This window comes from Aureimonas psammosilenae, from assembly GCF_009176975.1.
GTDB lineage: Bacteria > Pseudomonadota > Alphaproteobacteria > Rhizobiales > Rhizobiaceae > Plantimonas > Plantimonas psammosilenae.
Genome location: NZ_WEZG01000001.1, coordinates 80,237 through 101,023, shown reverse-complemented (window position 1 = coordinate 101,023; position 20,787 = coordinate 80,237). Strand labels below are relative to the sequence as shown.

Below are 20,787 nucleotides of genomic sequence, written 5' to 3'. Positions count from 1 at the left end.
CGATGACGGGGGTCGAGGACGGGCGCATCAAGGTGCTGGCGGACAGGCCGGCAGCCGAGAAGGGGGCTTACGTCCTTTACCTTCTGCAACAGGCCAATCGATCCGGGTTCAACCCGGCGCTGGAAGTGGCCGTCGCGCAAGCCAACCGCCTCGGCCTGCCGGTGGTCGCGTGCTTCGGGCTTCTCGATGGTTCGAACGGCTTTCCGGAAGCCAATGCCCGCCATTACGCCTTTCTGCTGCAAGGCCTCAGCGAAGCGGCGGCGGGTCTCAAGAAGCGCGGCATCGGCTTCGTGATGCGCAAATGCTCGCCGGCCGAGCTCGCGGTGGAGCTGTCGAAGAAGGCGGCGATCCTGGTGCTCGACCGGGGATATCTCACGATCCAGAAGCGCTGGTACCGCGAGATCGTGGACAGAACGGACGTTCGGATCGTGCAGGTCGAAGGCGACGTGGTGGTGCCGGTGGAGATCGCCTCCGACCATCACGAACATGCGGCAAGAACGCTGCGCCCGAAGATCGGGCGGCAGATCGAGGCCTTCCTCCACCCTCTGCCCCAGGCGAAGGTGAAGCATTCGGCCGAGAGCCTCCGTCTCAAAAGCGAGATCGACATCTCGGACCCCGACGCGGTTCTGGCCGGCATGGACCTCGATCGTTCGGTGCCGCCGGTGAAGCGCTTCCGGGGCGGCGAAGGGGAAGCGTGGCGACGGCTTCAGGCCTATCTCGACGGCCCCTTCGCCGATTACGGCACCAATCGCGGCCGGCCGGAAGCGGGCGCGGCCTCGCATATGAGCCCCTACCTTCATTTCGGGCAGATTTCGCCCGCCGAGATCGCGCTCGCCGTGCGCGCCGCCAAACAAGGCGGCGAGGAGGACAAGGCGGCTTATGTCGAGGAAGTGGTGGTGCGCCGGGAACTCGCGATGAACCACGTCTTCTTTCGCGAAGGCTACGACCGCTACGAGGACGCCGTGCCGGAATGGGCGAGAAAGGCCCTCGAAACCCATGCCAAGGACAAGCGGCCGCATCTCTACTCGGACGAGGAACTTGTCCAAGGCCGCACCCACGACCGTTATTGGAACGCGGCGATGGCGGAGATGCGCGAAACAGGTTTCATGCACAATCACCTGCGAATGTATTGGGGCAAGAAGATCCTCGAATGGTCGCACTCGCCCGAAGAAGGCTTCGATCGCACGCTTCGCCTGAACAACCGCTATTTCCTCGACGGGCGCGACCCGAACTCCTTCACCAATGTCGCTTGGGTCTACGGCCTCCACGACCGCCCCTGGGCGCGCCGGCCGATCTTCGGCACGGTGCGATACCAGAGCGAGAACACGCTGAAGAAGTTCGACAAGGACGCTTACGTGAAGACCGTCGAAGCGCTTTGCGCGGCGGAAAAGGAGACCGGGGCGGAATGACGCCGCCCCGCCCGCGCGCTCTTCACAAGAGAGTGCCGCCGAGCACCAGGATCGCGACCGAGAAGTAGATCACGAGGCCCGACACATCGACGAGGGTCGCCACGAACGGCGCCGAAGCGCTGGCCGGATCGAAGCCGAGGCGCTTCAGGGCGAAGGGCAGCATGGAGCCGGCGAGCGAGCCGAAGGTGACGATCGCCACCAGCGCCAAGGAGACCGTCAGCCCTACCAGCATCCAATGCGGGCCGTAGTCGTAGATACCGGCCTCCTGCCAAAGGGCGATGCGCGCCAAGCCGATGAGCCCGAGAAAAGCGCCGAGCGCCATGCCCGTCGGTGCTTCGCGCAAAGCCACGCGCCACCAATCGCGCAGGCGCAACTCCCCAAGCGCCAGCGCGCGGATGATGAGGGAGGTCGCCTGGCTGCCCGAATTGCCGCCCGAGCTCATGATGAGCGGGATGAAGAGCGTCAGCACCACCGCCTTTTCCAGCTCCGTCTCGAAATACTGCATGGCGCTTGCCGTCAGCATCTCGGACAGGAACAGGATGGCGAGCCAGCCGGCACGCTTGCGAAGCATCTCGGCAAAACCGATCCGCGAATAAGGCTCGTCCAGCGCTTCCATGCCGCCGAAGCGATGGGTGTCTTCCGTGGTGGCCTCGGCCATGGCGCGCATCACGTCGTCCACCGTGACGATGCCGAGGACGCGGTTCTTCTCGTCCACCACCGGAATGGCGAGGAGATCGTAGCGCGAGATCAGCCGCGCCACCTCCTCGCGATCGGCCTCCGGGCCGACCGTGATTGGCCGGTCATGGCGCGCGAGCGAACCGACGAGCGCCGCCGGATCGCCCGAGATGAGACGGCGCAGCGACACGGCCTTGTCGAGCCGGCGGGTGATCGGGTCAAGGACGTAGATCGCGTAGATCGTCTCGCGCGTCTTCTCCACGGCGCGAATGTGGCGCAGCGTTTCCGCAACGGTCCATGTGGCCGGAACCGACAGGAATTCCGTCGTCATCAGGCTGCCCGCGCTGTTCTCCTCGTGGAGAAGCAGCCGGTCCATGACAGCGCGGGCATCGGGTTTCAGAAGCGCCAGAAGGCGGGTTCGCGGCGGCTCCTCCATGTCGCGGAACAGATCGGCCAGCCGGTCGGCCGCCATGGCGTCGAGGATCGCGGCGGCGAATATCGGCTCGGCCAAGGCCAGAAGAGCGTCCGGCCGGGCGAGATCGGCATGGTCGAAGACCTCGGCCGCCTCGTCCACGGACAAGCGGGCGAGAAGGCCGGAAGCCTCGGCCACCGGCATTTCGTTGAGGCTGTGGACGATATCGGCGACATGGGTGCCGCGAAGGCGATCGGCCACGAGGTCGGTGCTGGAGACGCGCTCCAGTTCGAGGATGTCTTGCATCGGGTTTCTCCGGGCGCCGCGTTCGGTGCCCCGGAAAAGCCCTCGTGAAAGGCTTATCCGGCGGAAACCGCGCGCGGCGACGACAATCGACTAGGGTCGCTTGGCATGGGGGTTGAGGTTCCGTTCGGGAAAGGGTCCGGGAAGGGCGAACCCTTGGCGGACGGGCAAGAACATACGCCTCGCCTGCCCGCGTTCCAAGCCGGCGCGAACGCATTGCAGGAATTTCATTTTCGCAAGGCTCGGGCACCATGCGACACCCGCGCCTGATGCTTGACCTCTTCCTGCCTGTGGACGACAGGAAGCGCATGGATCAGCTTTCCCGTTTCGCCATCCGCCCGGCCCCGCCGGCCCTTCGCCCGTCGTGAGGATTCTCGTCACCGGAGCCGGCGGCTTCGTCGGGCGCCATCTCGTGGAGAGGCTGGCGGCGGAGGGCCACGACCTTGTGCTTCTGCGGCGGGGGCAGGACGGGGGAAGCGCGAAATTCCCATCCTTCGTCGGACCGGCCGACCTCGCCGGGATCGACACCTTCTCTTCCTTCCCCGAAGGCATCGAGGCGATCGCCCATCTCGCCGCGCTCAACCCGATGCGCGGCGATCCGGCGGCGAGCGATCTCGCCGCGCTTCGCCACGCCAATGTCGCGGGAACGGCCGCGCTCGCCCGGCGCGCGGTGACGGAGGGAGTGCGCCGCGTGGTTCTCGTCGGCAGCGCGTCGGTGCATGGCGCGACGACGCGCGCGCGGTCGCGCGAAACCGATCCGTTGCAGCCGCAAACGCCCTATGCCCGCTCCAAGGCCGAAGGCGAGGACGCGCTTTGGCAGGCGCTTGGCGAACAGGATCGAACCACCGCTTGCGTGCTTCGCCCCGCCGCCGTGTTCGGCCCCGGCGGGCGCAACGCGGTCGCGACGCTGGCAAGGCTCGCACGCCTTCCCCTGCCCCTTCCCTTGGGGGGCCTCGGAAAGCCGCGCAGCCTCATCGGCGTCGACAGCCTCGCCCGCGCCATCGCGCTTGCCCTGACGCGGGACGAAGCGGCCGGCGAAACCTTTCTCGTTGCCGACGACGGGCCGCTGACGCCGGCGGACATCGTGGCCGCGCTTCGCGAAGGGCTCGGCCGCAAACCCGGCATACTTCCGGCCCCGAGCGCGCTTCTCGGCATGGCGGCGCGGCTTGGCGCCAATGGCAAGGCCTGGGAAAGGCTGCGGCAGAGCCTCGTTCTCGACAATGGCGCGATCCGCGGCAAGCTCGGATGGCAGCCCGGCATCGCGCGCGAAACGCTGCAGGAGATGATGGCCGAGGGGAGCATCTAGGCCAAATGACGAGCGAGCTTCCGCCCCCGACGACGCCCGCCACCCCGAAGGCCCCGCAGCCATGGGGACGCTGGCTCCTGCTTCTCCTTCTGTCGGCGATCCTGGTTGTTGTTCTGGAACTCGTCGGCCTTCCGGCCGCCCTGCTTCTCGGACCCATGGTGGCGGGCATCGTCGTGTCCACCACCGGGCGCCCGCTGAAGATCGGCAACGCGCCCTTCGTGGCGGCGCAGGCGATCGTCGGCTGCCTGATGGCCTCGTCCATCCATGCCTCGACGCTCGGAAGGATCGCCTCCGACTGGCCGATCTTCCTGGCGGTGACGGGCGCGACGGTCGCCGTCAGCGCTTTGATCGGATACACCCTCAGCCGCTGGCAGATCCTGCCCGGCACCGTGGCTGTCTGGGGCTCCTCGCCGGGCGCGGCGAGCGCGATGGTGATCATGGCGCAGGCCTATGGCGCCGACGCGCGGCTGGTCGCGGTGATGACCTATACGCGGGTCGTGTGCGTCGCCGGGATCGCCTCCGTTCTGTCGCTCCTTTTTGCGGGGCGAAGCGGCGGTCCGCCGCCGCTCAGCGACCTTCTCGCGATCGACTGGCTCCATCTTGCCGGAACGCTCGGCGTTGCAGTGGGCGGCACCCTTCTCGGCCGGTTGACGCGCTTGCCGGCGGGCGGGCTGCTCGGGCCCTTGGTTCTGGGCGCTTGTCTCAACATCGCCGGCGTCTTCGACCCGCTTCCGCCCCAGATCGTCCTCGGCCTCGCCTTCGCGGTGATCGGCTGGCGCATCGGCTTGAACTTCACGCGCGAAACGGTGGTCGCCGCGCGAAAAGCCCTGCCGAGCATCCTTGCCGCCATGCTGGTGCTGATCGCCTTTTGCGGCGGCCTCGCCTGGCTCCTGGTTTACTTCGCAGGGATCGAGCCGGTGACGGCCTATCTCGCGACGAGCCCCGGCGGCATGGATTCCATCGCCATCATCGCCTCCTCCTCCAATGTCGACCAGCCCTTCGTGATGGCTCTGCAAACCCTTCGCTTCATCGTGGTGATGATCGGCGGACCGGCGGTGGCGAAATTCGCCGCCGACCGGCATATCGCCCGAACGAAAGCCTTGGACGGCGAAAACTGACGAAAAGGCGAACACGACCCGCCAAACGCGAAGACTTCGGCTTTCCCAGCACACGAGACCGCTATATCTCTTCGAATATTCCGCTTGGAATCATCGGGAGAGAAGCCCTCATGACGTCGCGCCGTACCGTCCTCGCACGAATTTTCGGGCTCGCGGCCCTCGCCAGCCTGTCCTTAGGCCCGAGCCTGCCGGCGCTCGCGCAGGAAAAAGGCCCGACCGTCTTCGCGGCCGCCAGCCTGAAGAACGCGCTCGACGACATCAACGCGGCCTGGACCAAAACCAGCGGCAAGACGGCGACCGTCTCCTATGCGGCCTCTTCCGCACTCGCCAAGCAGATCGAGGCTGGCGCGCCGGCCGACATCTTCTTTTCGGCCGATCTCGACTGGATGGACGCGCTCGCAAAGAAGGACCTCATCAAGGCGGACAGCCGGACCTCGCTTCTCGGCAATTCCATCGTTCTCGTCGCGCCGGCCGACAATGCCACGCCGATCGACATCAAGCCGGGCTTTCCCCTCGCCGCATCCTTGAAGGACGGCCGCCTCGCGATGGGCAGCGTCGCGTCCGTGCCCGCCGGCAAATACGGCAAGGCGGCGCTGGAGAAGCTCGGCGTCTGGGACAGCGTTTCCACCAGGATCGCGGAGGCCGAGAACGTGCGCGCCGCGCTGCTTCTCGTGTCGCGCGGCGAGGCCCCGCTCGGCATCGTCTACAAGACCGACGCGGCGGCCGACAATGGCGTGGCGGTGGTCGGCACCTTCCCTGCCGACAGCCATCCCGCCATCGTCTATCCCGTCGCCCTCACCGCTTCGGCGCAGAACAAGGACGCCCAAGGCTTTCTCGACTTTCTGAAGAGCGCGGAGGCCAAGGGCCTCTTCGAGCGCCAGGGCTTTACGGTTCTCCCGTAGCGTCGCAGAACGCATCCGCGGGATCGGAACGGGCGAAACGCGGATGGACTGGCTGGCCTTGAGCCCGGAAGAGATGGAGGCCATGCGCTTGTCGCTGCGCGTCGCCTCCATTGCCACGCTGGCGAGCCTGCCGCCCGGCCTTCTCGTCGCGCTTCTTCTGGCGCGCGGGCACTTTCCCGGCAAGGCGCTCCTCAACGGCCTCTTGCATCTGCCCCTCGTCCTGCCGCCGGTGGTTACCGGCTATCTCCTTCTCGTGTCCTTCGGGCGGCGCGGATGGGCGGGGGCTTTTCTCGCCGAGCATCTCGGCCTCGTCTTCTCGTTTCGATGGACGGGCGCGGTTCTGGCCGCCGCCGTGATGGCCTTTCCGCTTCTGGTGCGGGCCATCCGCCTGTCGATCGAGGCGGTGGACCGGCGGCTGGAAGCGGCTGCCTCGACGCTCGGCGCGCCGCCGCTCGCCGTTTTCGCCACCGTCACGCTGCCGCTCGTCCTGCCGGGCATCGTCGCCGGCATGATCCTGTGCTTTGCCAAATCCATGGGCGAGTTCGGGGCGACCATCACCTTCGTGTCCAGCATTCCCGGCGAAACGCAGACCCTGCCATCCGCGATCTACGCCTTCACGCAGGTGCCGGGCGGCGAGGAAGGCGCGATGCGCCTGACCCTGATTTCCGTCGCGATCTCGATGGGCGCGCTTCTCGCCTCCGAACTCCTCGCCGCCCGCATCGCGCGCCGTTTGTCCCCCGCATGACGATCACGGTGGATGTTCGTCGCCGGCTCGGCGCGTTCCGTCTCGACACGCGCTTCACCGCCAAGGCGGGGCTGACCGCGATCTTCGGCCGCTCCGGCTCGGGCAAGACCTCGCTCATCGATCTCGTCGCCGGCCTATCGCGGCCGGACGATGGGCGGATCGAGGCGGAGGGCACGGTCTTCGCGGACACCAGCCAAGGCATCTTCCTGCCGCCCCATCGCCGGCGGATCGGCTACGTGTTTCAGGACGCGCGGCTTTTTCCGCATATGAGCGTTCGCACCAATCTCGGCTTCGGACGGCGCTTCGCGGGCAGGCGGCGCTCGGGCGACGCGGGCGAGTTCGACCGGGTGGTGGAGCTTCTGGGCATCGGCCATTTGCTCGACCGCCGCCCCGCCGGATTGTCCGGCGGCGAGCGCCAGCGCGTCGCGATCGGGCGCGCTCTCCTGTCGCGCCCGCGCCTTCTTCTCATGGACGAGCCGCTCGCGGCGCTGGACGAAGCGCGCAAGGCCGAGGTTCTGCCGCATATCGAGCGGTTGCGCGACGAGGCAGGCCTGCCGATCCTTTATGTCAGCCATTCGGTGGGCGAGGTCCTGCGCCTCGGCACCGACATGGTGGCGCTCGATGGGGGCCGCGTCGTTGCGCAAGGGCCGCCGGAAGAAGTGCTCGGCCGGCTCGACCTTCTGCCGGCGGGCGCGGAAGCTGAAATCGGCCGCTCGCTCGACGCGGTCGTGGAAGAGCACGACGAGGCTTATGGCCTCACGCTCGCGCGGGTCGGCGCGGCCCGCCTTTTCCTGCCGCGTTTCGAGGCCCATCCCGGAGCCCCCGTGCGGCTGAGGGTGCGCGCCCGCGACGTGATGCTGGCGACGGGAGCGCTAGCGACGGGCATCAGCGCCCTCAACGTCCTGCCCGTGACGATTCGCGGGTTTTCGGCCGAAGGCGCGGCAGGCATGGATGTCAGGCTCGATTGCGAGGGTCAGGAGCTTCTCGCCCGCATCACGCGGCGCTCCTTCGACGCCCTCGGCCTTCACATCGGCCTGCCGGTCCACGCCATCCTGAAAGCCGTGTCCTTCGACCGCCGCTCCGGTGTAAAGCCGGCGGTTTCCCTCGATCGCGAGATCGACCCGTGAACTTCGGGCTTGACGAGGAAGGCCTTGAAGGAAACTCCATGCCTATGGCGAACGACACCATGGCAACCCGGATCACGCTTCGTTTGGACTTTCCGCAAGGCGGGCGGCTCGGCCATGGCAAGGTCTCGCTTCTGGAAGCGATCGGCCGGCAGGGCTCCATCGCTGCGGCCGGGCGCGAGTTCGGCATGTCCTATCGCCGCGCATGGCTTCTCGTGGACGAGGTGAACCGCATGTTCGAAAGCCCGTTGGTCGCCGCGCGCGGCGGGGGAAGCGGCGGGGGCGGCGCGGCCCTGACGCCGCTCGGCCTCAGCGTCGTCGCGCTGTATCGCGATGCCGAGCGCAAGGCCTCAACCTCTGCCGAGGCCGAACTCGGCCGCATCGAAGCGGCGCTCGCCAAGCCATGACCACGCGGACCCGCTGGTGGGCGGAGATGAAGACCGCCGATTTCGCCACTCTCGACCCGGCCGCCATGATCGCGATCCTGCCGATCGCGGCGGTGGAGCAGCACGGGCCGCACCTGCCACTCGGCACCGATACGATGATCGCGGAAGGGATGCTGCAAACGCTCATTGAAGAAGCCGGCGACGAGCCTATGAGCTTCCTCGCGCTCCCCGTCCAGACGGTCGGCAAGTCGAACGAGCACGACTATGCCGCCGGAACGTTGAGCCTGTCCGCTCAACTGCTGATCGAAGCGTGGACGCAGATCGGCCTTTGCGTCGCGCGCGCCGGGATCGGCAAGATCGTGTTCGTTACCTCCCATGGCGGCAACGAGGAGGTGATGGGGATCGTGGCGCGCGAGCTTCGGGTGCGCGCGAAGATGCTGGCGGTGAAGAGTTCCTGGGGTCGGTTCGGCCTGCCCGATGGCCTGATCTCGGCGGACGAGCAGCGCTTCGGCATTCATGGCGGCGAGGTCGAGACCGCCTTGATGCTGCACTTTCGGCCCGAACTCGTGGATATGACCAGAGCCGAGAATTTCCGCTCGTCCTTTGAGGACGCGGAAGGGCACTACGAGTTGCTGCGGCCGACCGGGCCTTTCGGCTATTCCTGGATCGCCAGCGACATCAACCACCAAGGCGTCGTCGGCAATGCAACGAAGGCGAGCGCCGAAACGGGCCGGCAGATCGCCCTTCATCAGGTGAAGAGGCTCCTGCGGCTCCTGCGCGATATCGCGAAAGCGCCCCTCTTCTCCTGAAGGAATACGGTCTCAGCAGGCCATCTTGAGATGGGCGAGGAGATCGTTGTGCGAGAAGGGCTTGGGCACGAAGCCGAGCGGCTTGCAATCGGCCGCGTTGGCACGCGTCTTGGGATCGAGATTGCCGCTGACGAAGAGCGACGGCACATCGAGGTCGAGGCGCAGCCGGCGGGCCGTTTCGACCCCGTTCGTGCCGCGCGCCAGATTGACGTCCATGATGGCGATGTCGGGCTTTTCGGACGCCGCGATCTTCAGGGCCTGGTGCATGTCGGCGGCGAGCCCGACCACCTCGTATCCCGCGTCGGTCAGGACGTCTTCGAGATCCATGGCGAGGATCAGTTCGTCCTCGACGATCAGTATGCGAAGGCCCTTCATGGGACTAAACAAGCCCGAACGCCGGGAACGCGCGAAATGGACGATCCCGTTCGGGACCTGGAACGACGCGGCCAAACGGAGACCGTGGTTTCAATCAACATCGACACGTCACCTGTGCGGAGCGTTTCCGCGTTCCGAGCGACGACGACCGAAGCCTTGACGGTTCCGGGCACCGAGCCGCTCGATAGCACCCCTCGAAACAGCATCCGCAACTCTACAGCTATCAGTTTCGAATTGCGTAACAGGCGTAATGCCGCGATCCCGATTTGGTTCCAGGGTAAAACGAAAATTTCCGAAAGCCATGCGCAAGTCGCGCAAGCGGTATCGCGCGCGCTTTGCGCCTGCGCCCGGAATGGTCTAGATTGCTGCAGTGCAACAACACTGCTCTTTTCCGATGTCCGTCGCGGCCTTCGCCGATAGCGCTTCCGAAGACCTGAACGTGTCCTATCGCCGCGCCTACGATGGCTGGGCCGCCGATCCGCTGCGTTTCTGGGCGGGGAGGGCGAAGGGGATCGACTGGTTCGAGGCGCCGCGCCGCATCTTCGAGCCCGATGCCGGTCCTTATGGCCGCTGGTTTCCCGACGCCGTCTGCAACACCTGCCACAACGCGCTCGACCGCCACGTCGCGGCGGGACGGGGAACACGGGTCGCGCTGATCCACGATTCGCCCGTCACCGGCTCGAAGCAACACTTCACCTATGCGCGGCTTCTCAGCGAGGTGAAGGCGTTTGCCGCCGTACTGAAGCGTTTCGGCGTGGGCAAGGGCGACCGCGTGGTGATCTACATGCCGATGGTGCCGGAAGCCGCCGTCGCCATGCTCGCCTGCGCCCGCATCGGCGCGGTGCATTCCGTGGTCTTCGGCGGCTTCGCGGCGCGCGAACTCGCCCACCGCATCGACGACGTAGCCCCGAAGCTCCTTCTCACCGCATCCTGCGGCATCGAGCCGGCGCGCGTCGTTCCCTATAAACCTTTGGCGGATAAGGCGGTGGAAATGAGCCGCCACCCGCCGCAAGCCACCATCGTGCTGCAGCGGCCGGAACTCCAGGCAGACCTCATGCCCGGCCGCGACCACGACTGGCGCCAATTGCAGGCCGAGGCGCAGATGGCGGGAGGGGACGTTCTCTGCACCCCGCTTCTCGCCACCGATCCGCTTTACGTCCTTTACACTTCCGGCACCACCGGGCGGCCGAAGGGCATCGTGCGCGACAATGGCGGCCATATGGTCGCGATCACCTACGCGCTGGAAGCGGTTTATGGCGTCAGGCCCGGCGAGACCTTCTTCGCCGCCTCCGATCTCGGCTGGGTGGTGGGCCATTCCTTTATCGTCTACGGGCCGCTGATTGCTGGCGGCACCGGCATCCTCTACGAGGGCAAGCCGACCGGCACGCCGGATGCCGGCGCGTTCTGGCGGCTCATCGCCGAACATGGGGCCGTTTCCGCCTTCACCGCGCCGAGCGCCGTGCGCGCCATCCGGCGCGAGGACCCGGACGGCATCCTGCCTGCATGCTACGACCTGTCGCGTTTTCGCGCCCTGTTCATGTCGGGCGAGCATTCGGACACGGCCACGGTGGGATGGGCGCGCAAGGCTCTCAGAAAGCCGGTTCTCGACCAATGGTGGCAAACGGAGATCGGCTGGCCGATCGCCGCCAATCCGCTCGGCCTTGGGCCTCTGGACATCCCGGTCGGCCGTCCCGGCGTCGCGGTGCCCGGCCACCGCCTGGAGGTGCTGGATGCCGAAGGGAAGCCCGTCCCCGCGAACGAGACGGGCACCATCGCCCTGAAGCTGCCGCTGGCGCCGGGCGCCCTACCGACGCTTTGGAACGCCGACGAGCGGTTCCGGCAGACCTATCTCGCCGAGTTTCCCGGCTATTACTCGACCTCGGATGCCGGCCGCATGGACGAGAACGGCGTCGTGTCGGTGCTCGGGCGAACCGACGACGTGATCAACGTGTCCGGCCATCGCCTGTCCACCGGCGAGATGGAGGACGTTCTGTCCGCCCACCGGAGCGTCGCCGAATGCGCGGTGGTGGGCGCGCGCGACGAGTTGAAGGGCGAAGTGCCGGTGGGTCTCGTGGTGGTGAAGCCGGGCGAGAATGCACCTCTGGAGGAGATCGCGGCGGGGCTCGTTTCCGCCATCCGCGAGGCGGTCGGCCCGGTCGCGGCCTTCCGGCGTGTCGTCTTCGTGGAGCGCCTGCCCAAAACGCGCTCGGGCAAGATCCTGCGCGGCTCCATCCGCCGCATTCTCGACGGCGAAGCCTTCGACGTGCCCGCCACCATCGAGGACCCTGCCGCGCTGGAAGAGATCGCCCTCGCCTTTCGCTGATCGGTTGCCGCAGCGCGGCATTGCCGCTAAACGCTGCCCATCGCCGATCCGAAGCATCGCGGAGCGACAAGACCGACATGGAAGCGCAGTCGACCCACGGCGAGACCCAAGCCGAACTCCTCGCCCAGGCCCTGCCCTATATGCAGGCCTACGAGCACAAGACCGTGGTGGTGAAATATGGCGGCCACGCCATGGGCAATGCCGATCTCGGCCGCGCCTTCGCCCGCGACATCGCGCTTCTGAAGCAGTCCGGCGTCAACCCGATCGTCGTTCATGGCGGCGGGCCGCAGATCGGCGCGATGCTGACCAAGCTCGGCATCGAGTCGCGTTTCGAGCACGGCCTTCGCGTCACCGACCAGCGCACGGTGGAAGTGGTCGAGATGGTTCTCGCCGGCTCCATCAACAAGGAAATCGTCGCCCTCATCAACGCCGAGGGCGAATGGGCGATCGGCCTTTGCGGCAAGGACGGCAACATGGTCTTCGCCGAAAAGGCCAAGAAGGTCATCGTCGACCCCGATTCCAACATCGAGCGCGTTCTCGACCTCGGCTTCGTCGGCGAGCCGGTGGAAATCGACCGCACGCTTCTCGACCTTCTCGCCCGCTCCGAGATGATCCCGGTGATCGCCCCCGTTGCGCCGGGCCGCGACGGCGCGACCTACAACATCAATGCCGACACGTTCGCCGGCGCCATCGCCGGCGCCCTGTCGGCGAGCCGCCTCCTGTTCCTCACCGACGTTCCGGGCGTTCTGACCAAAAACAAGGAGCTCATCAAGGAACTGACGGTCTCCGAAGCCCGCGCGCTGATCCGCGACGGCACCATTTCGGGAGGCATGATCCCGAAGGTCGAGACCTGCATCGACGCGCTGGAGCGCGGCGTCGAGGGCGTCGTGATCCTCAACGGCAAGACGCGGCACGCCGTTCTTCTGGAGCTCCTGACGGAACACGGCGCGGGCACGCTGATCGTTCGCTGACGCCTTCTGCCGACACGAATCGCGGGCAACCGTGGCAGGTCTCGCCTTGTCAAACGGCGTAACCTGCGGTACGGCGGCGGAAACGTAACCCTCGTTACGCTGCCGTCAACTCCGAAAGTCACGCCCCGTGAGTGTCGCCTCCCCTGCCGCCGAAACAGCGGCCCCCGCCAACTCCAAGCGTCGCGTCCTGTTCGCAAGCCTCATCGGCACGACGATCGAGTTCTTCGACTTCTATATCTACGCGACGGCGGCGGTTCTCGTCTTCCCGCAGCTCTTCTTTCCGAGCGCCGATCCCTCCACCGCGACCTTGAAGAGCTTCGCGACCTTCGCGGTCGCCTTCTTCGCGCGGCCCATCGGTGCGGCCTTGTTCGGCCATTTCGGCGACAGGATCGGCCGTAAGGCGACGCTGGTGGCGGCGCTCATGACCATGGGCCTGTCGACGGTGGCCATCGGGCTTCTGCCGACCTATGCGGCGGCCGGCGTTCTGGCGCCCTTGCTTCTCACGCTCTGCCGCATCGGCCAGGGCCTCGGCCTCGGCGGCGAATGGGGCGGCGCGGTCCTGCTCGCGACGGAGAACGCCCCTCCCGGCCGCAAGGCTTGGTACGGCATGTTCCCGCAGCTTGGCGCACCGATCGGCTTCATCTGCGCCACCGGCTCCTTCCTGATCCTGTCCGACGTGATGACGGACGAGCAGTTCTTCTCCTACGGCTGGCGCATTCCCTTCATCGCCTCGGCGCTTCTCGTGATCGTCGGCCTTTGGGTGCGCCTGAAGATCCATGAGACGCCGGACTTCAAGCGCGCGATCGAGAAGCACGAGCGCGTGTCGGTGCCCTTCAAGACGGTGTTCGCCGACTACAAGCGCCATCTCCTGGTCGGCACGTTCGGGGCGCTCGCGACCTTCGTGCTCTTCTACCTGATGACGACCTTCGTCCTGTCCTGGGGCACCAGCTCGCTCGGTTATACGCGCGGCCAGTTCCTGCCCGTGCAGATGCTCGGCGTCGTGTTCTTCGGCTTGGCGATCCCGGTGTCGGCGCTCGCTGCCGACCGTTTCGGACCGCGCGCCACGCTGCTCGCCACTACCGTCGCCATCGCCATCTTCGGCTTCCTGTTCGAGCCGCTCTTCGGCGCGGGCACGCTGATGGACGTCGCGATCTTCCAGATCGTCGGCTTCTCGCTGATGGGCCTGACCTATGGCCCGCTCGGCACGGCGCTGTCGGAACTCTTCCCGACGAACGTGCGCTATACCGGCGCTTCGCTGACCTTCAATCTCGGCGGCGTCGTCGGCGCTTCGCTGGCGCCCACCATCGCCACCTATCTGGCTTCCGGCTACGGCCTGCCGGCGGTCGGTTGGTACATGTCGGCGGCGGCGGTGATCACCTTCGTCGCGCTTCTGGCGGTCCCGCGCGGCGCCCTGCGCTGAAGCCGTTGAACAACAAAGAAGGGCGGTCCCGAGAACGGGCCGCCCTTTTTCATGTCCACCGGGAGTTGACGCCGGACTCGGACCCGTGTTCGACGAAGGTCATGACCGCCGACAACTCCGACATCGCCACGACCCGCGAGGCTTCGCCCGCCGACTTTGCCCATGTCGAGAACTGGATCTTCGATCTCGACAACACGCTTTATCCGCGCCGCACCGATCTCTTCTCGCAGATCGACGTGCGGATGACGCAGTTCGTGTCGGAGCTTCTGAGCCTGCCGGCCGACGAGGCGCGACGCATCCAGAAAAGCTTCTATCGTGAGCACGGCACGACGCTGCGCGGGCTGATGAACGTCCACGACATCGACCCGGACGCATTCCTGCGTTTCGTCCACGACATCGACTATTCCGGGATCGCGGCCGATCCGGCGCTTGGCGCCGAGATCAAGGCCCTGCCCGGCCGCAAGTTCATCTTCACCAACGGCGATCGCGGCCATGCCGAGCGCACCGCGCGGGCGCTGGGCATTCTCGATGAGTTCGAGGATATCTTCGACATCGTGGCCGCGGGCCTCAATCCGAAGCCGGCGCTCGCGACCTACGAGAAGTTCGTCGCCCAGTTCAAGCTCGATCCCACCCGCGCCGCGATGTTCGAGGATCTGGCGCGCAATCTCGAAGCGCCCCGGCGACTCGGTATGCGAACGGTTCTGATCGTGCCGGCACCGTTGGAGGGCGAGATCATCGATGCCTTCGCGGAATCCTGGGAGCATGAGGGTCGCGGCGGCGAGCATATCGACTTCGTCACCGACGACCTCGCCGCCTTCCTGCGCCGTGTCCTACCTTAAGGAACTCTACGCTCCGAGGAGCGAGCGCCCCTTGCGCACGAGGCCGCCGGCCTTGCGCGCGCCACCCGTCTTGGCAGCCTTCACACTGGACATGCCGCGCGTGTTCTGCTGCAGCACGCCGTCCTGGCTCCCCGGCCCTGCCGGCACTCCGCGCATGGCCTGCATGCGGTCGCGGCCGTCGCGCTCGTCGAGATCGGCCGGACCCTTGGGGCCGAGGCCATCGATCGTCTGGGGCGTGTCCTGATTCTGCTGGCGCAGCATCATGTCGGAATCGGTGTCGGTCATGTCCTCTTTCCTTGGGCAGCGTTCATCGGCCGCCCTGTCGTCGTTCCTTCACGTTGCAAACGTTGCCGGGCTGGGAAGGCTCCCAACTTTCTAAAATCCATAGAATTTCCGGATCGAGGCCCAGCCGTCTTCCGCCGTTTCCACGAAGGTCAGGAGGGCGAGATCGTCCGGGGCGATGGTGCCTTCCTGGGCCAGGAACTCGAAGTCGAGGACGCGCCGCCAGAAGCTTTCGCCGAAGAGGATCACCGGCATCTTCGCCATGCGCCCCGTTTGGATCAGCGTCAGGCCCTCGAAGAGTTCGTCCATCGTGCCGAAACCGCCGGGAAAGATGGCGATGGCCTTGGCGCGCAGGAGGAAATGCATCTTGCGTAGCGCGAAATAATGGAAATTGAAGGAGAGTTCGGGCGTCACATAGGGATTCGGCATCTGCTCGTGCGGCAGGGTGATGTTGAGCGCGATCGACACCGCCCCGACATCGGTCGCGCCGCGATTGCCGGCTTCCATCACGCCGGGTCCCCCGCCCGTCACGATCACATATTCCTTGCCCCCTGAGGAATTGGCCGAATGCTGGGAAGCCAGTCGCGCGAAACGCCGCGCTTCGTCGTAGTAACGGGAATTGGCTTCGAGCCGCCTCTTCTGTTCCTCGTTGCGTGCCGCCCAGGCGGGGCGTCCGGGCTCTGGGATGCGCGCCCCGCCGAACAGGACGATGGTGGACAGGATGCCCTCTTCCTTCAGCTTCAGTTCGGGCTTCATCATTTCGAGTTGCAGGCGCACGCCCCGCATCGCCTCGCTCGCAAGGAAGTCCGGATCGTCATAGGCGAGACGATAGGTGGGCGAGCGCGTTTGCGCCGTGTCCGGCTTCACCTTCGCCGTTTGCCGATCCTCGTGCGAGGCTGGAAATGGGTCCCAGCTTCCATCCGGCCGCCGTTCGCCGCCTTCCCGTTCGCTCATCTCACTCTTCTCCTTCTCGGCCTGGCGACACGACCCTCGTTGACGCACCATCGCCCTTCTCATAGGGGAAACGCGCTTTGCGAGGAAAAGGACACGTCATGCCGGCCGAAAGCCACGCCGCCCTGGAGCGGACGATCGAAAACGCCTTCGAGGCGCGCGACACGATTTCCGCTTCGACAGGCGGCGAGGTTCGCGAGGCCGTCGAGGCGGCCTTGAACCTTCTCGACACCGGCGCGGCGCGCGTCGCCTCGCGCGGGGACGACGGCACCTGGACGGTGCATCAATGGCTGAAGAAGGCCGTGCTTCTGTCCTTCCGCCTCAACGACATGAGCGTCGTGGAAGGCGGCCCCGGCGGCGCGACATGGTGGGACAAGGTGCCGTCCAAATTCGCCGGCTGGGACGAGAACCGCTTTCGCGAGGCCGGCTTTCGCGTCGTGCCGGGCGCGGTGGTGCGCCGTTCGGCCCATATCGGCCGCAACGCCATCCTGATGCCGAGCTTCGTCAATCTCGGCGCGTCCGTCGGCGAGGGCACGATGGTCGACACCTGGGCCACCGTCGGCTCCTGCGCGCAGATCGGCGCGCATGTGCATCTGTCCGGGGGCGTCGGCATCGGCGGCGTTCTGGAGCCGCTTCAAGCAGGTCCCACCATCATCGAGGACAATTGCTTCATCGGCGCGCGCTCGGAAGTGGTCGAGGGCTGCATCGTGCGCGAAGGCTCGGTGCTCGGCATGGGCGTCTTCATCGGCCAGTCCACCAAGATCGTCGACCGCGAAACGGGCTCGATCACCTATGGCGAAGTGCCGCCTTATTCGGTGGTCGTCGCCGGCTCCCTGCCCGGCAAGGCGATGGGCAACGGCGAGCCCGGACCGGCCCTTTACTGCGCGGTGATCGTGAAGCGCGTGGACGAGCGCACCCGCTCCAAGACCTCGATCAACGACCTTCTGCGGAGCTGAAATGCAGAAACGGCGCGGTGATCGACCGCGCCGTTTCATCATGCTCTCGAAGGTGCGACCGCTTGGGCGGTCCGCGCCTTTTTTATTGCTCGGCGTAGCCGTAGCGGCTGTTGGCGGTGGCCTCGCCATCGGCGAAGACGCGCACCCGGCCGCCCTTGGCAGTCGGCACGGGCACGGCATCGGCAACGGTCGTGATCTTCGGCGACGGCGCGGTCTGCCCAAGCGCCAGCGCGATGCCGCCCGGCGCGGCGGGAACGGTGGCGGCGCGCGGCGCCCGGTGGATCGGCTTGGCGGCGGCGGCCAGAACGGCGGGGGTCTGCTTGCGCGGCTCGGCGGAGGCGACGAGCGTCGATGCCGGCACCCGGCTGCGCTTGATGGCGGCCATGTGGCGTTTGACGTTGGCGCAGTAAGCGGCGGCCGAACGGCTCATCACCGTGGTGCGGTGGCCGCCCTTGTAGCGCATGGCCGTGCCGCAGATGTCGTGGCCGCTCTTTTCCCACGCGCCGGCGAGATACTTCATTCCGTAGCGCAGGTTCGTCTGGGGATCGAAGAGGCCCTTGGCCGGCCCATCATAGCCGAGGCCGCGAGCCGTCGCCGGCTTGATCTGGGACAGGCCATAAGCACCGCCGCCGATCACGTCCGGGCGGTAATGGCTTTCGACGCGCACCACGGCATAGGCGAGTTCGGTCGGAATGCCGTTGTCGGCCGCCGCTTCCTCGATCATGCGATCCATGGACGCGCTGCCGGTCACAGTGTCGTCGCCTTTGAACGTATCGCCGATGCGCGTTTGCACGGCGTCGAAGGCGCGGGTGGTGGTGTCGATCGCGGCGACCTTCACGGCGTCGGCCGAATGGGCGACAGCCGAGATCGCGGCGGGAACGGACTTGCGCGGATCGATGATGTTCCTGGCGGTCGCCATCACGGTCGGCTTGGGCGCCGGAACCACTGTCTCGGCCTCGGTGGGCTTGAGCGACGCGACGGCGACGCGTTCGCCCTTGCCTTCGCCGAGCACCACGAGCGCGGCGCGGCGCTCTTCCACGTCCGCCTTCAAGGCGGCGAGTTCGGTTTCGGGTTTGGCCGGAGCGACCGTCGCGGCGGCGGCGGGCGCAGCCGGGGCCGCGGCTTGAAGCTTGGCGAGATCGGGGCGAGTCGATGGCAGGGCGATGCGCGCACCGTCGCCGAGGGCGGCGAGCCGCACCGGCGCATAGCCGTAGGCATCGGGGCCGCCGGTCGGGGTCGTCGCCGGCTGCTGGTGCCTGGGCGCAAGCGCCGAACTCTTCATGTCGTTTTCGGCGACGCAGGCGCCGAGGGCAAGCGGTGCTGCCAGTGCCACCAGGGCGAAGGGACGGATGGTGCGCTTTCGCGAGGAAAGCACTCGAACGATCGATCCCGGTGCCGCTGGCATGCCTGTCTCCGCGCCCGTTGCGTGTCCCGGTCAGCGATCGTGGCGAAAAGTGGCAGCCAGAAGGCAGCCGGCGCCCCGATCACGTCCGGATGAACAACCTGTAACGAAGTGAAACCTTTTGGCAACTATTTCACGTCTCGCCGCCGCCGATCGGGACTGCTACGGGCAAGCCATGCACCAGTTCGACGCAAGTCCCGCCGCGATTCTCGCCCGTTTGATCCGCTGCCCGTCGGTGACCCCGGCGGAAGGGGGGGCCCTCAGCGAGTTGGAAAACATGCTGATTCCGCTCGGCTTTCGGGTCGAACGCCTGGTTTTTTCGCAAAGCGGTACACCGGATGTTGAGAATCTTCTCGCCTCTTCTGGGGAAAACGGGCCGCATCTGGCCTTCGCCGGCCACACCGACGTGGTGCCGCCCGGCCCCGAATCGGACTGGCGCCATCCGCCTTTTGCGGCAGCGGTGGAGAATGGCGAGCTCTTCGGGCGCGGCGCCGTGGACATGAAAGGCGGCATCGCCTGCTTCGTCGCCGCTCTCGCTCGCATCCACCGGCGCGAAGGGCGCCTGCCCGGCACGGTGTCGCTTCTCATCACCGGCGACGAGGAAGGGCCGGCGGTGAACGGCACGGAAAAGCTCCTCGCTTATGCAAAGGAGAAGGGCGCGCGCTTCGACGCCTGCCTCGTCGGCGAGCCGACCAATCCGAACGCGCTCGGCGACATGATCAAGATCGGCCGCAGGGGTTCCCTATCCGGCACGGTGACGGTGACGGGGCGGCAGGGCCACGTCGCCTATCCCCATCTCGCCGAGAACCCGGTGCGCGGCCTCGCAACGCTCATCGACGCGCTTCTGGCTCAGCCGCTCGATGCCGGAAACGAGCGCTTCCAGGCCTCCAATCTCGAAGTGACCATGCTGGATGCCGGCGGCAACGCGTCCTTCAACGTCATTCCGGCGCGCGCTGCAGCCTCGTTCAACGTGCGCTTCAACGACGAATGGACGCCGGAGGGCTTGGAAGCGGAGATCCTGCGGCGTCTGGAGGAAGCAGCCGGGAACACGCGCCTGCGCCCCGGCCGCGAAGAGCCCATCGCGTACCGCGTGGAATGGCGCGAGCGCCCGTCGGAAGTCTTCCTGACGCGCGACGACACGCTGGTCGGCATTCTCGGCGACGCGGTGGCAAAGGTGACGGGACGACGCCCCGAACTCTCCACCTCCGGCGGCACATCCGATGCCCGGTTCATTAAGGATTATTGTCCTGTGGTCGAATTCGGGCTTGTCGGGCGCACCATGCATATGGCCAATGAAAGGGTCGCCCTCTCCGACCTCGAGACGCTGACGGAGATCTATGACCTCTTCATCACCCGATGGTTCGCGGCTCACGCCTGAATCGACGCCCAGCCTTTCCGAGATCCTCGACTACTTCCGGGGCACGTTCCAGATGATGGCCGGCCGCAGCGAAGGGCTGCGGCGTCTTGACCTTTCGGCCGACGGCTTCTGGACCTCGTTCTTCGCGATTCTCGTGGCCCTCCCGCCGATGGCCCTGTCGTGGATCGAGTTCGAGGGCGTCCAACGCGAAGCGCCGGTCGCCGATACCGGCGCGGCTTTGATCTACACGGCCCACGCGCTCGCCGACGTGTTGGCCTGGATCGTGCCGGTCATTCTTCTGATGGCGCTCGCCAAGTGGATCGGCCTCCAGCGCAAGATCGTGCCGCTCGTCGTCGCGACGAACTGGGGCAACGCGTTTCTGGCCTGGATCATGATGCCGGTGGAGCTTCTGGTGCTCGCCACCGGCGGGGCGCAAGCGGCAACCACGATCGCGGTGATCGCCTCGCTCGCCGCCCTCGCCTTCATGGTGCGGCTGATCTCGGTGTCGCTCGGCAACGACCTCAAGGCAGCCGTCGCCATCACGCTCCTGATGATGATCGCGTCCGTCTTCAGCTACGGTCTGATGAGCGACCTCACCGGCCTGTCGCTGATCTGAGAGCGTCTAACAATACCTCCGGGCGGAGGATGGCCGGAGGATTTTCGTTGCCTCGCAAGGCGCCAAACGCAGTCGATGCCGGCGGCATCGGCGGCCCGGAGGGCGG

21 protein-coding genes are annotated in these 20,787 nt (G+C 66.7%); 16 read left to right on the top strand and 5 right to left on the bottom strand.

The genetic code is table 11. The annotated features are described in order from the left end of the window. Nucleotides 1-2 precede the first annotated feature (2 nt). A complete protein-coding gene (locus F9929_RS00545) occupies nucleotides 3-1,409 on the top strand; it encodes a deoxyribodipyrimidine photo-lyase (protein ID WP_152044578.1) in 1,407 nt (468 codons plus the stop codon). Nucleotides 1,410-1,431: 22 nt separating this feature from the next. Here F9929_RS00545 and mgtE read toward each other — a convergent pair whose 3' ends face one another. Beyond that, nucleotides 1,432-2,802 (bottom strand): magnesium transporter, encoded by a 1,371-nt coding sequence (gene mgtE, locus F9929_RS00540; protein WP_152044577.1) that lies wholly within the window; start codon nucleotides 2,800-2,802, stop codon nucleotides 1,432-1,434. Nucleotides 2,803-3,163: 361 nt separating this feature from the next. Here mgtE and F9929_RS00535 point away from each other — a divergent pair, with 361 nt between their 5' ends. The 7 genes from F9929_RS00535 (at nucleotide 3,164) to F9929_RS00505 (ending at nucleotide 9,189) form a co-directional block, all read left to right on the top strand. Then, nucleotides 3,164-4,105 (top strand): NAD-dependent epimerase/dehydratase family protein, encoded by a 942-nt coding sequence (locus F9929_RS00535; protein WP_152044576.1) that lies wholly within the window; start codon nucleotides 3,164-3,166, stop codon nucleotides 4,103-4,105. A 5-nt stretch (nucleotides 4,106-4,110) separates the two neighbouring features. Then, nucleotides 4,111-5,223 carry an AbrB family transcriptional regulator gene (locus F9929_RS00530; protein WP_152044575.1) on the top strand — a complete coding sequence of 371 codons (1,113 nt, stop codon included), beginning with the start codon at nucleotides 4,111-4,113 and terminating at the stop codon, nucleotides 5,221-5,223. 110 nt (nucleotides 5,224-5,333) lie between these two features. Beyond that, the gene (gene modA / locus F9929_RS00525; RefSeq protein WP_152044574.1) at nucleotides 5,334-6,125 is read left to right on the top strand and encodes a molybdate ABC transporter substrate-binding protein; all 792 of its coding nucleotides are present in this window, start codon (nucleotides 5,334-5,336) and stop codon (nucleotides 6,123-6,125) included. Between the two features lie 43 nt (nucleotides 6,126-6,168). Beyond that, the gene (gene modB, locus F9929_RS00520) at nucleotides 6,169-6,870 is read left to right on the top strand and encodes a molybdate ABC transporter permease subunit (RefSeq protein WP_152044573.1); all 702 of its coding nucleotides are present in this window, start codon (nucleotides 6,169-6,171) and stop codon (nucleotides 6,868-6,870) included. Continuing rightward, nucleotides 6,867-7,997, top strand: a complete 1,131-nt coding sequence (gene modC / locus F9929_RS00515; RefSeq protein ID WP_152044572.1) for a molybdenum ABC transporter ATP-binding protein — start codon at nucleotides 6,867-6,869, stop codon at nucleotides 7,995-7,997. The genes modB and modC overlap by 4 nt, the downstream gene beginning before the upstream one ends. A gap of 38 nt (nucleotides 7,998-8,035) precedes the next feature. After that, entirely contained in the window at nucleotides 8,036-8,401 is a 366-nt protein-coding gene (locus tag F9929_RS00510; protein ID WP_210251287.1) for a winged helix-turn-helix domain-containing protein, read from the top strand. Next, on the top strand, nucleotides 8,398-9,189 hold the full coding sequence (locus F9929_RS00505; RefSeq protein WP_152044571.1) for a creatininase family protein: 792 nt from the start codon (nucleotides 8,398-8,400) through the stop codon (nucleotides 9,187-9,189). Before F9929_RS00510 ends, F9929_RS00505 begins: the two co-directional genes overlap by 4 nt. Nucleotides 9,190-9,201: 12 nt before the next feature. Here the strand turns inward: F9929_RS00505 and F9929_RS00500 are convergent, their stop codons facing one another. Beyond that, entirely contained in the window at nucleotides 9,202-9,564 is a 363-nt protein-coding gene (locus tag F9929_RS00500) for a response regulator (protein ID WP_152044570.1), read from the bottom strand. 36 nt (nucleotides 9,565-9,600) lie between these two features. Between F9929_RS00500 and F9929_RS00495 the strand changes: the two genes are divergently transcribed. The 5 genes from F9929_RS00495 (at nucleotide 9,601) to F9929_RS00475 (ending at nucleotide 15,117) form a co-directional block, all read left to right on the top strand. Next, nucleotides 9,601-9,984, top strand: a complete 384-nt coding sequence (locus F9929_RS00495) for a hypothetical protein (protein WP_152044569.1) — start codon at nucleotides 9,601-9,603, stop codon at nucleotides 9,982-9,984. After that, nucleotides 9,959-11,887 carry an AMP-binding protein gene (locus F9929_RS00490; protein ID WP_152044568.1) on the top strand — a complete coding sequence of 643 codons (1,929 nt, stop codon included), beginning with the start codon at nucleotides 9,959-9,961 and terminating at the stop codon, nucleotides 11,885-11,887. The genes F9929_RS00495 and F9929_RS00490 overlap by 26 nt, the downstream gene beginning before the upstream one ends. A 77-nt stretch (nucleotides 11,888-11,964) precedes the next feature. Further along, complete coding sequence (argB, locus tag F9929_RS00485; protein ID WP_152044567.1) at nucleotides 11,965-12,858, top strand: acetylglutamate kinase; 894 nt, start codon at nucleotides 11,965-11,967, stop codon at nucleotides 12,856-12,858. Nucleotides 12,859-12,985: 127 nt separating this feature from the next. Further along, nucleotides 12,986-14,278: an MFS transporter gene (locus tag F9929_RS00480; protein WP_152044566.1), complete on the top strand. Its 1,293-nt coding sequence runs from the start codon at nucleotides 12,986-12,988 to the stop codon at nucleotides 14,276-14,278. Nucleotides 14,279-14,379: 101 nt separating this feature from the next. Then, nucleotides 14,380-15,117: a pyrimidine 5'-nucleotidase gene (locus F9929_RS00475; RefSeq protein WP_152044565.1), complete on the top strand. Its 738-nt coding sequence runs from the start codon at nucleotides 14,380-14,382 to the stop codon at nucleotides 15,115-15,117. 6 nt (nucleotides 15,118-15,123) lie between these two features. Here the strand turns inward: F9929_RS00475 and F9929_RS00470 are convergent, their stop codons facing one another. Then, complete coding sequence (locus F9929_RS00470) at nucleotides 15,124-15,402, bottom strand: hypothetical protein (protein ID WP_152044564.1); 279 nt, start codon at nucleotides 15,400-15,402, stop codon at nucleotides 15,124-15,126. A gap of 90 nt (nucleotides 15,403-15,492) precedes the next feature. Further along, complete coding sequence (locus tag F9929_RS00465; protein WP_152044563.1) at nucleotides 15,493-16,353, bottom strand: LOG family protein; 861 nt, start codon at nucleotides 16,351-16,353, stop codon at nucleotides 15,493-15,495. Nucleotides 16,354-16,451: 98 nt separating this feature from the next. Here F9929_RS00465 and dapD point away from each other — a divergent pair, with 98 nt between their 5' ends. Further along, a complete protein-coding gene (dapD, locus tag F9929_RS00460) occupies nucleotides 16,452-17,306 on the top strand; it encodes a 2,3,4,5-tetrahydropyridine-2,6-dicarboxylate N-succinyltransferase (protein WP_152044562.1) in 855 nt (284 codons plus the stop codon). Nucleotides 17,307-17,388: 82 nt separating this feature from the next. On the opposite strand, the gene F9929_RS00455 is transcribed toward dapD, so the two are convergent. Continuing rightward, nucleotides 17,389-18,711: a lytic transglycosylase domain-containing protein gene (locus F9929_RS00455; protein WP_152044561.1), complete on the bottom strand. Its 1,323-nt coding sequence runs from the start codon at nucleotides 18,709-18,711 to the stop codon at nucleotides 17,389-17,391. A gap of 172 nt (nucleotides 18,712-18,883) precedes the next feature. Here F9929_RS00455 and dapE point away from each other — a divergent pair, with 172 nt between their 5' ends. Beyond that, nucleotides 18,884-20,086, top strand: coding sequence for a succinyl-diaminopimelate desuccinylase (gene dapE, locus F9929_RS00450; RefSeq protein WP_152045178.1), 1,203 nt, complete (start codon nucleotides 18,884-18,886; stop codon nucleotides 20,084-20,086). Continuing rightward, nucleotides 20,046-20,681 carry a hypothetical protein gene (locus F9929_RS00445; protein WP_152044560.1) on the top strand — a complete coding sequence of 212 codons (636 nt, stop codon included), beginning with the start codon at nucleotides 20,046-20,048 and terminating at the stop codon, nucleotides 20,679-20,681. The genes dapE and F9929_RS00445 overlap by 41 nt, the downstream gene beginning before the upstream one ends. Nucleotides 20,682-20,787: the final 106 nt, after the last annotated feature.

Excerpts from the sequence above, each read along its gene's own strand:
- modC (WP_152044572.1), top strand. The coding sequence starts at position 6,867 with ATGACGATCACGGTGGATGTTCGTCGCCGGCTCGGCGCGTTCCGTCTC.
- F9929_RS00465 (WP_152044563.1), bottom strand. The coding sequence starts at position 16,353 with ATGAGCGAACGGGAAGGCGGCGAACGGCGGCCGGATGGAAGCTGGGAC.
- F9929_RS00470 (WP_152044564.1), bottom strand. The coding sequence starts at position 15,402 with ATGACCGACACCGATTCCGACATGATGCTGCGCCAGCAGAATCAGGAC.
- F9929_RS00455 (WP_152044561.1), bottom strand. The coding sequence starts at position 18,711 with ATGCCAGCGGCACCGGGATCGATCGTTCGAGTGCTTTCCTCGCGAAAG.
- modA (WP_152044574.1), top strand. The coding sequence starts at position 5,334 with ATGACGTCGCGCCGTACCGTCCTCGCACGAATTTTCGGGCTCGCGGCC.
- modB (WP_152044573.1), top strand. The coding sequence starts at position 6,169 with ATGGACTGGCTGGCCTTGAGCCCGGAAGAGATGGAGGCCATGCGCTTG.
- dapE (WP_152045178.1), top strand. The coding sequence starts at position 18,884 with ATGCACCAGTTCGACGCAAGTCCCGCCGCGATTCTCGCCCGTTTGATC.
- mgtE (WP_152044577.1), bottom strand. The coding sequence starts at position 2,802 with ATGCAAGACATCCTCGAACTGGAGCGCGTCTCCAGCACCGACCTCGTG.
- F9929_RS00475 (WP_152044565.1), top strand. The coding sequence starts at position 14,380 with ATGACCGCCGACAACTCCGACATCGCCACGACCCGCGAGGCTTCGCCC.
- F9929_RS00505 (WP_152044571.1), top strand. The coding sequence starts at position 8,398 with ATGACCACGCGGACCCGCTGGTGGGCGGAGATGAAGACCGCCGATTTC.
- F9929_RS00445 (WP_152044560.1), top strand. The coding sequence starts at position 20,046 with ATGACCTCTTCATCACCCGATGGTTCGCGGCTCACGCCTGAATCGACG.
- F9929_RS00490 (WP_152044568.1), top strand. The coding sequence starts at position 9,959 with ATGTCCGTCGCGGCCTTCGCCGATAGCGCTTCCGAAGACCTGAACGTG.
- F9929_RS00530 (WP_152044575.1), top strand. The coding sequence starts at position 4,111 with ATGACGAGCGAGCTTCCGCCCCCGACGACGCCCGCCACCCCGAAGGCC.
- F9929_RS00500 (WP_152044570.1), bottom strand. The coding sequence starts at position 9,564 with ATGAAGGGCCTTCGCATACTGATCGTCGAGGACGAACTGATCCTCGCC.
- dapD (WP_152044562.1), top strand. The coding sequence starts at position 16,452 with ATGCCGGCCGAAAGCCACGCCGCCCTGGAGCGGACGATCGAAAACGCC.
- F9929_RS00495 (WP_152044569.1), top strand. The coding sequence starts at position 9,601 with ATGGACGATCCCGTTCGGGACCTGGAACGACGCGGCCAAACGGAGACC.
- argB (WP_152044567.1), top strand. The coding sequence starts at position 11,965 with ATGGAAGCGCAGTCGACCCACGGCGAGACCCAAGCCGAACTCCTCGCC.
- F9929_RS00545 (WP_152044578.1), top strand. The coding sequence starts at position 3 with ATGACGGGGGTCGAGGACGGGCGCATCAAGGTGCTGGCGGACAGGCCG.
- F9929_RS00510 (WP_210251287.1), top strand. The coding sequence starts at position 8,036 with ATGCCTATGGCGAACGACACCATGGCAACCCGGATCACGCTTCGTTTG.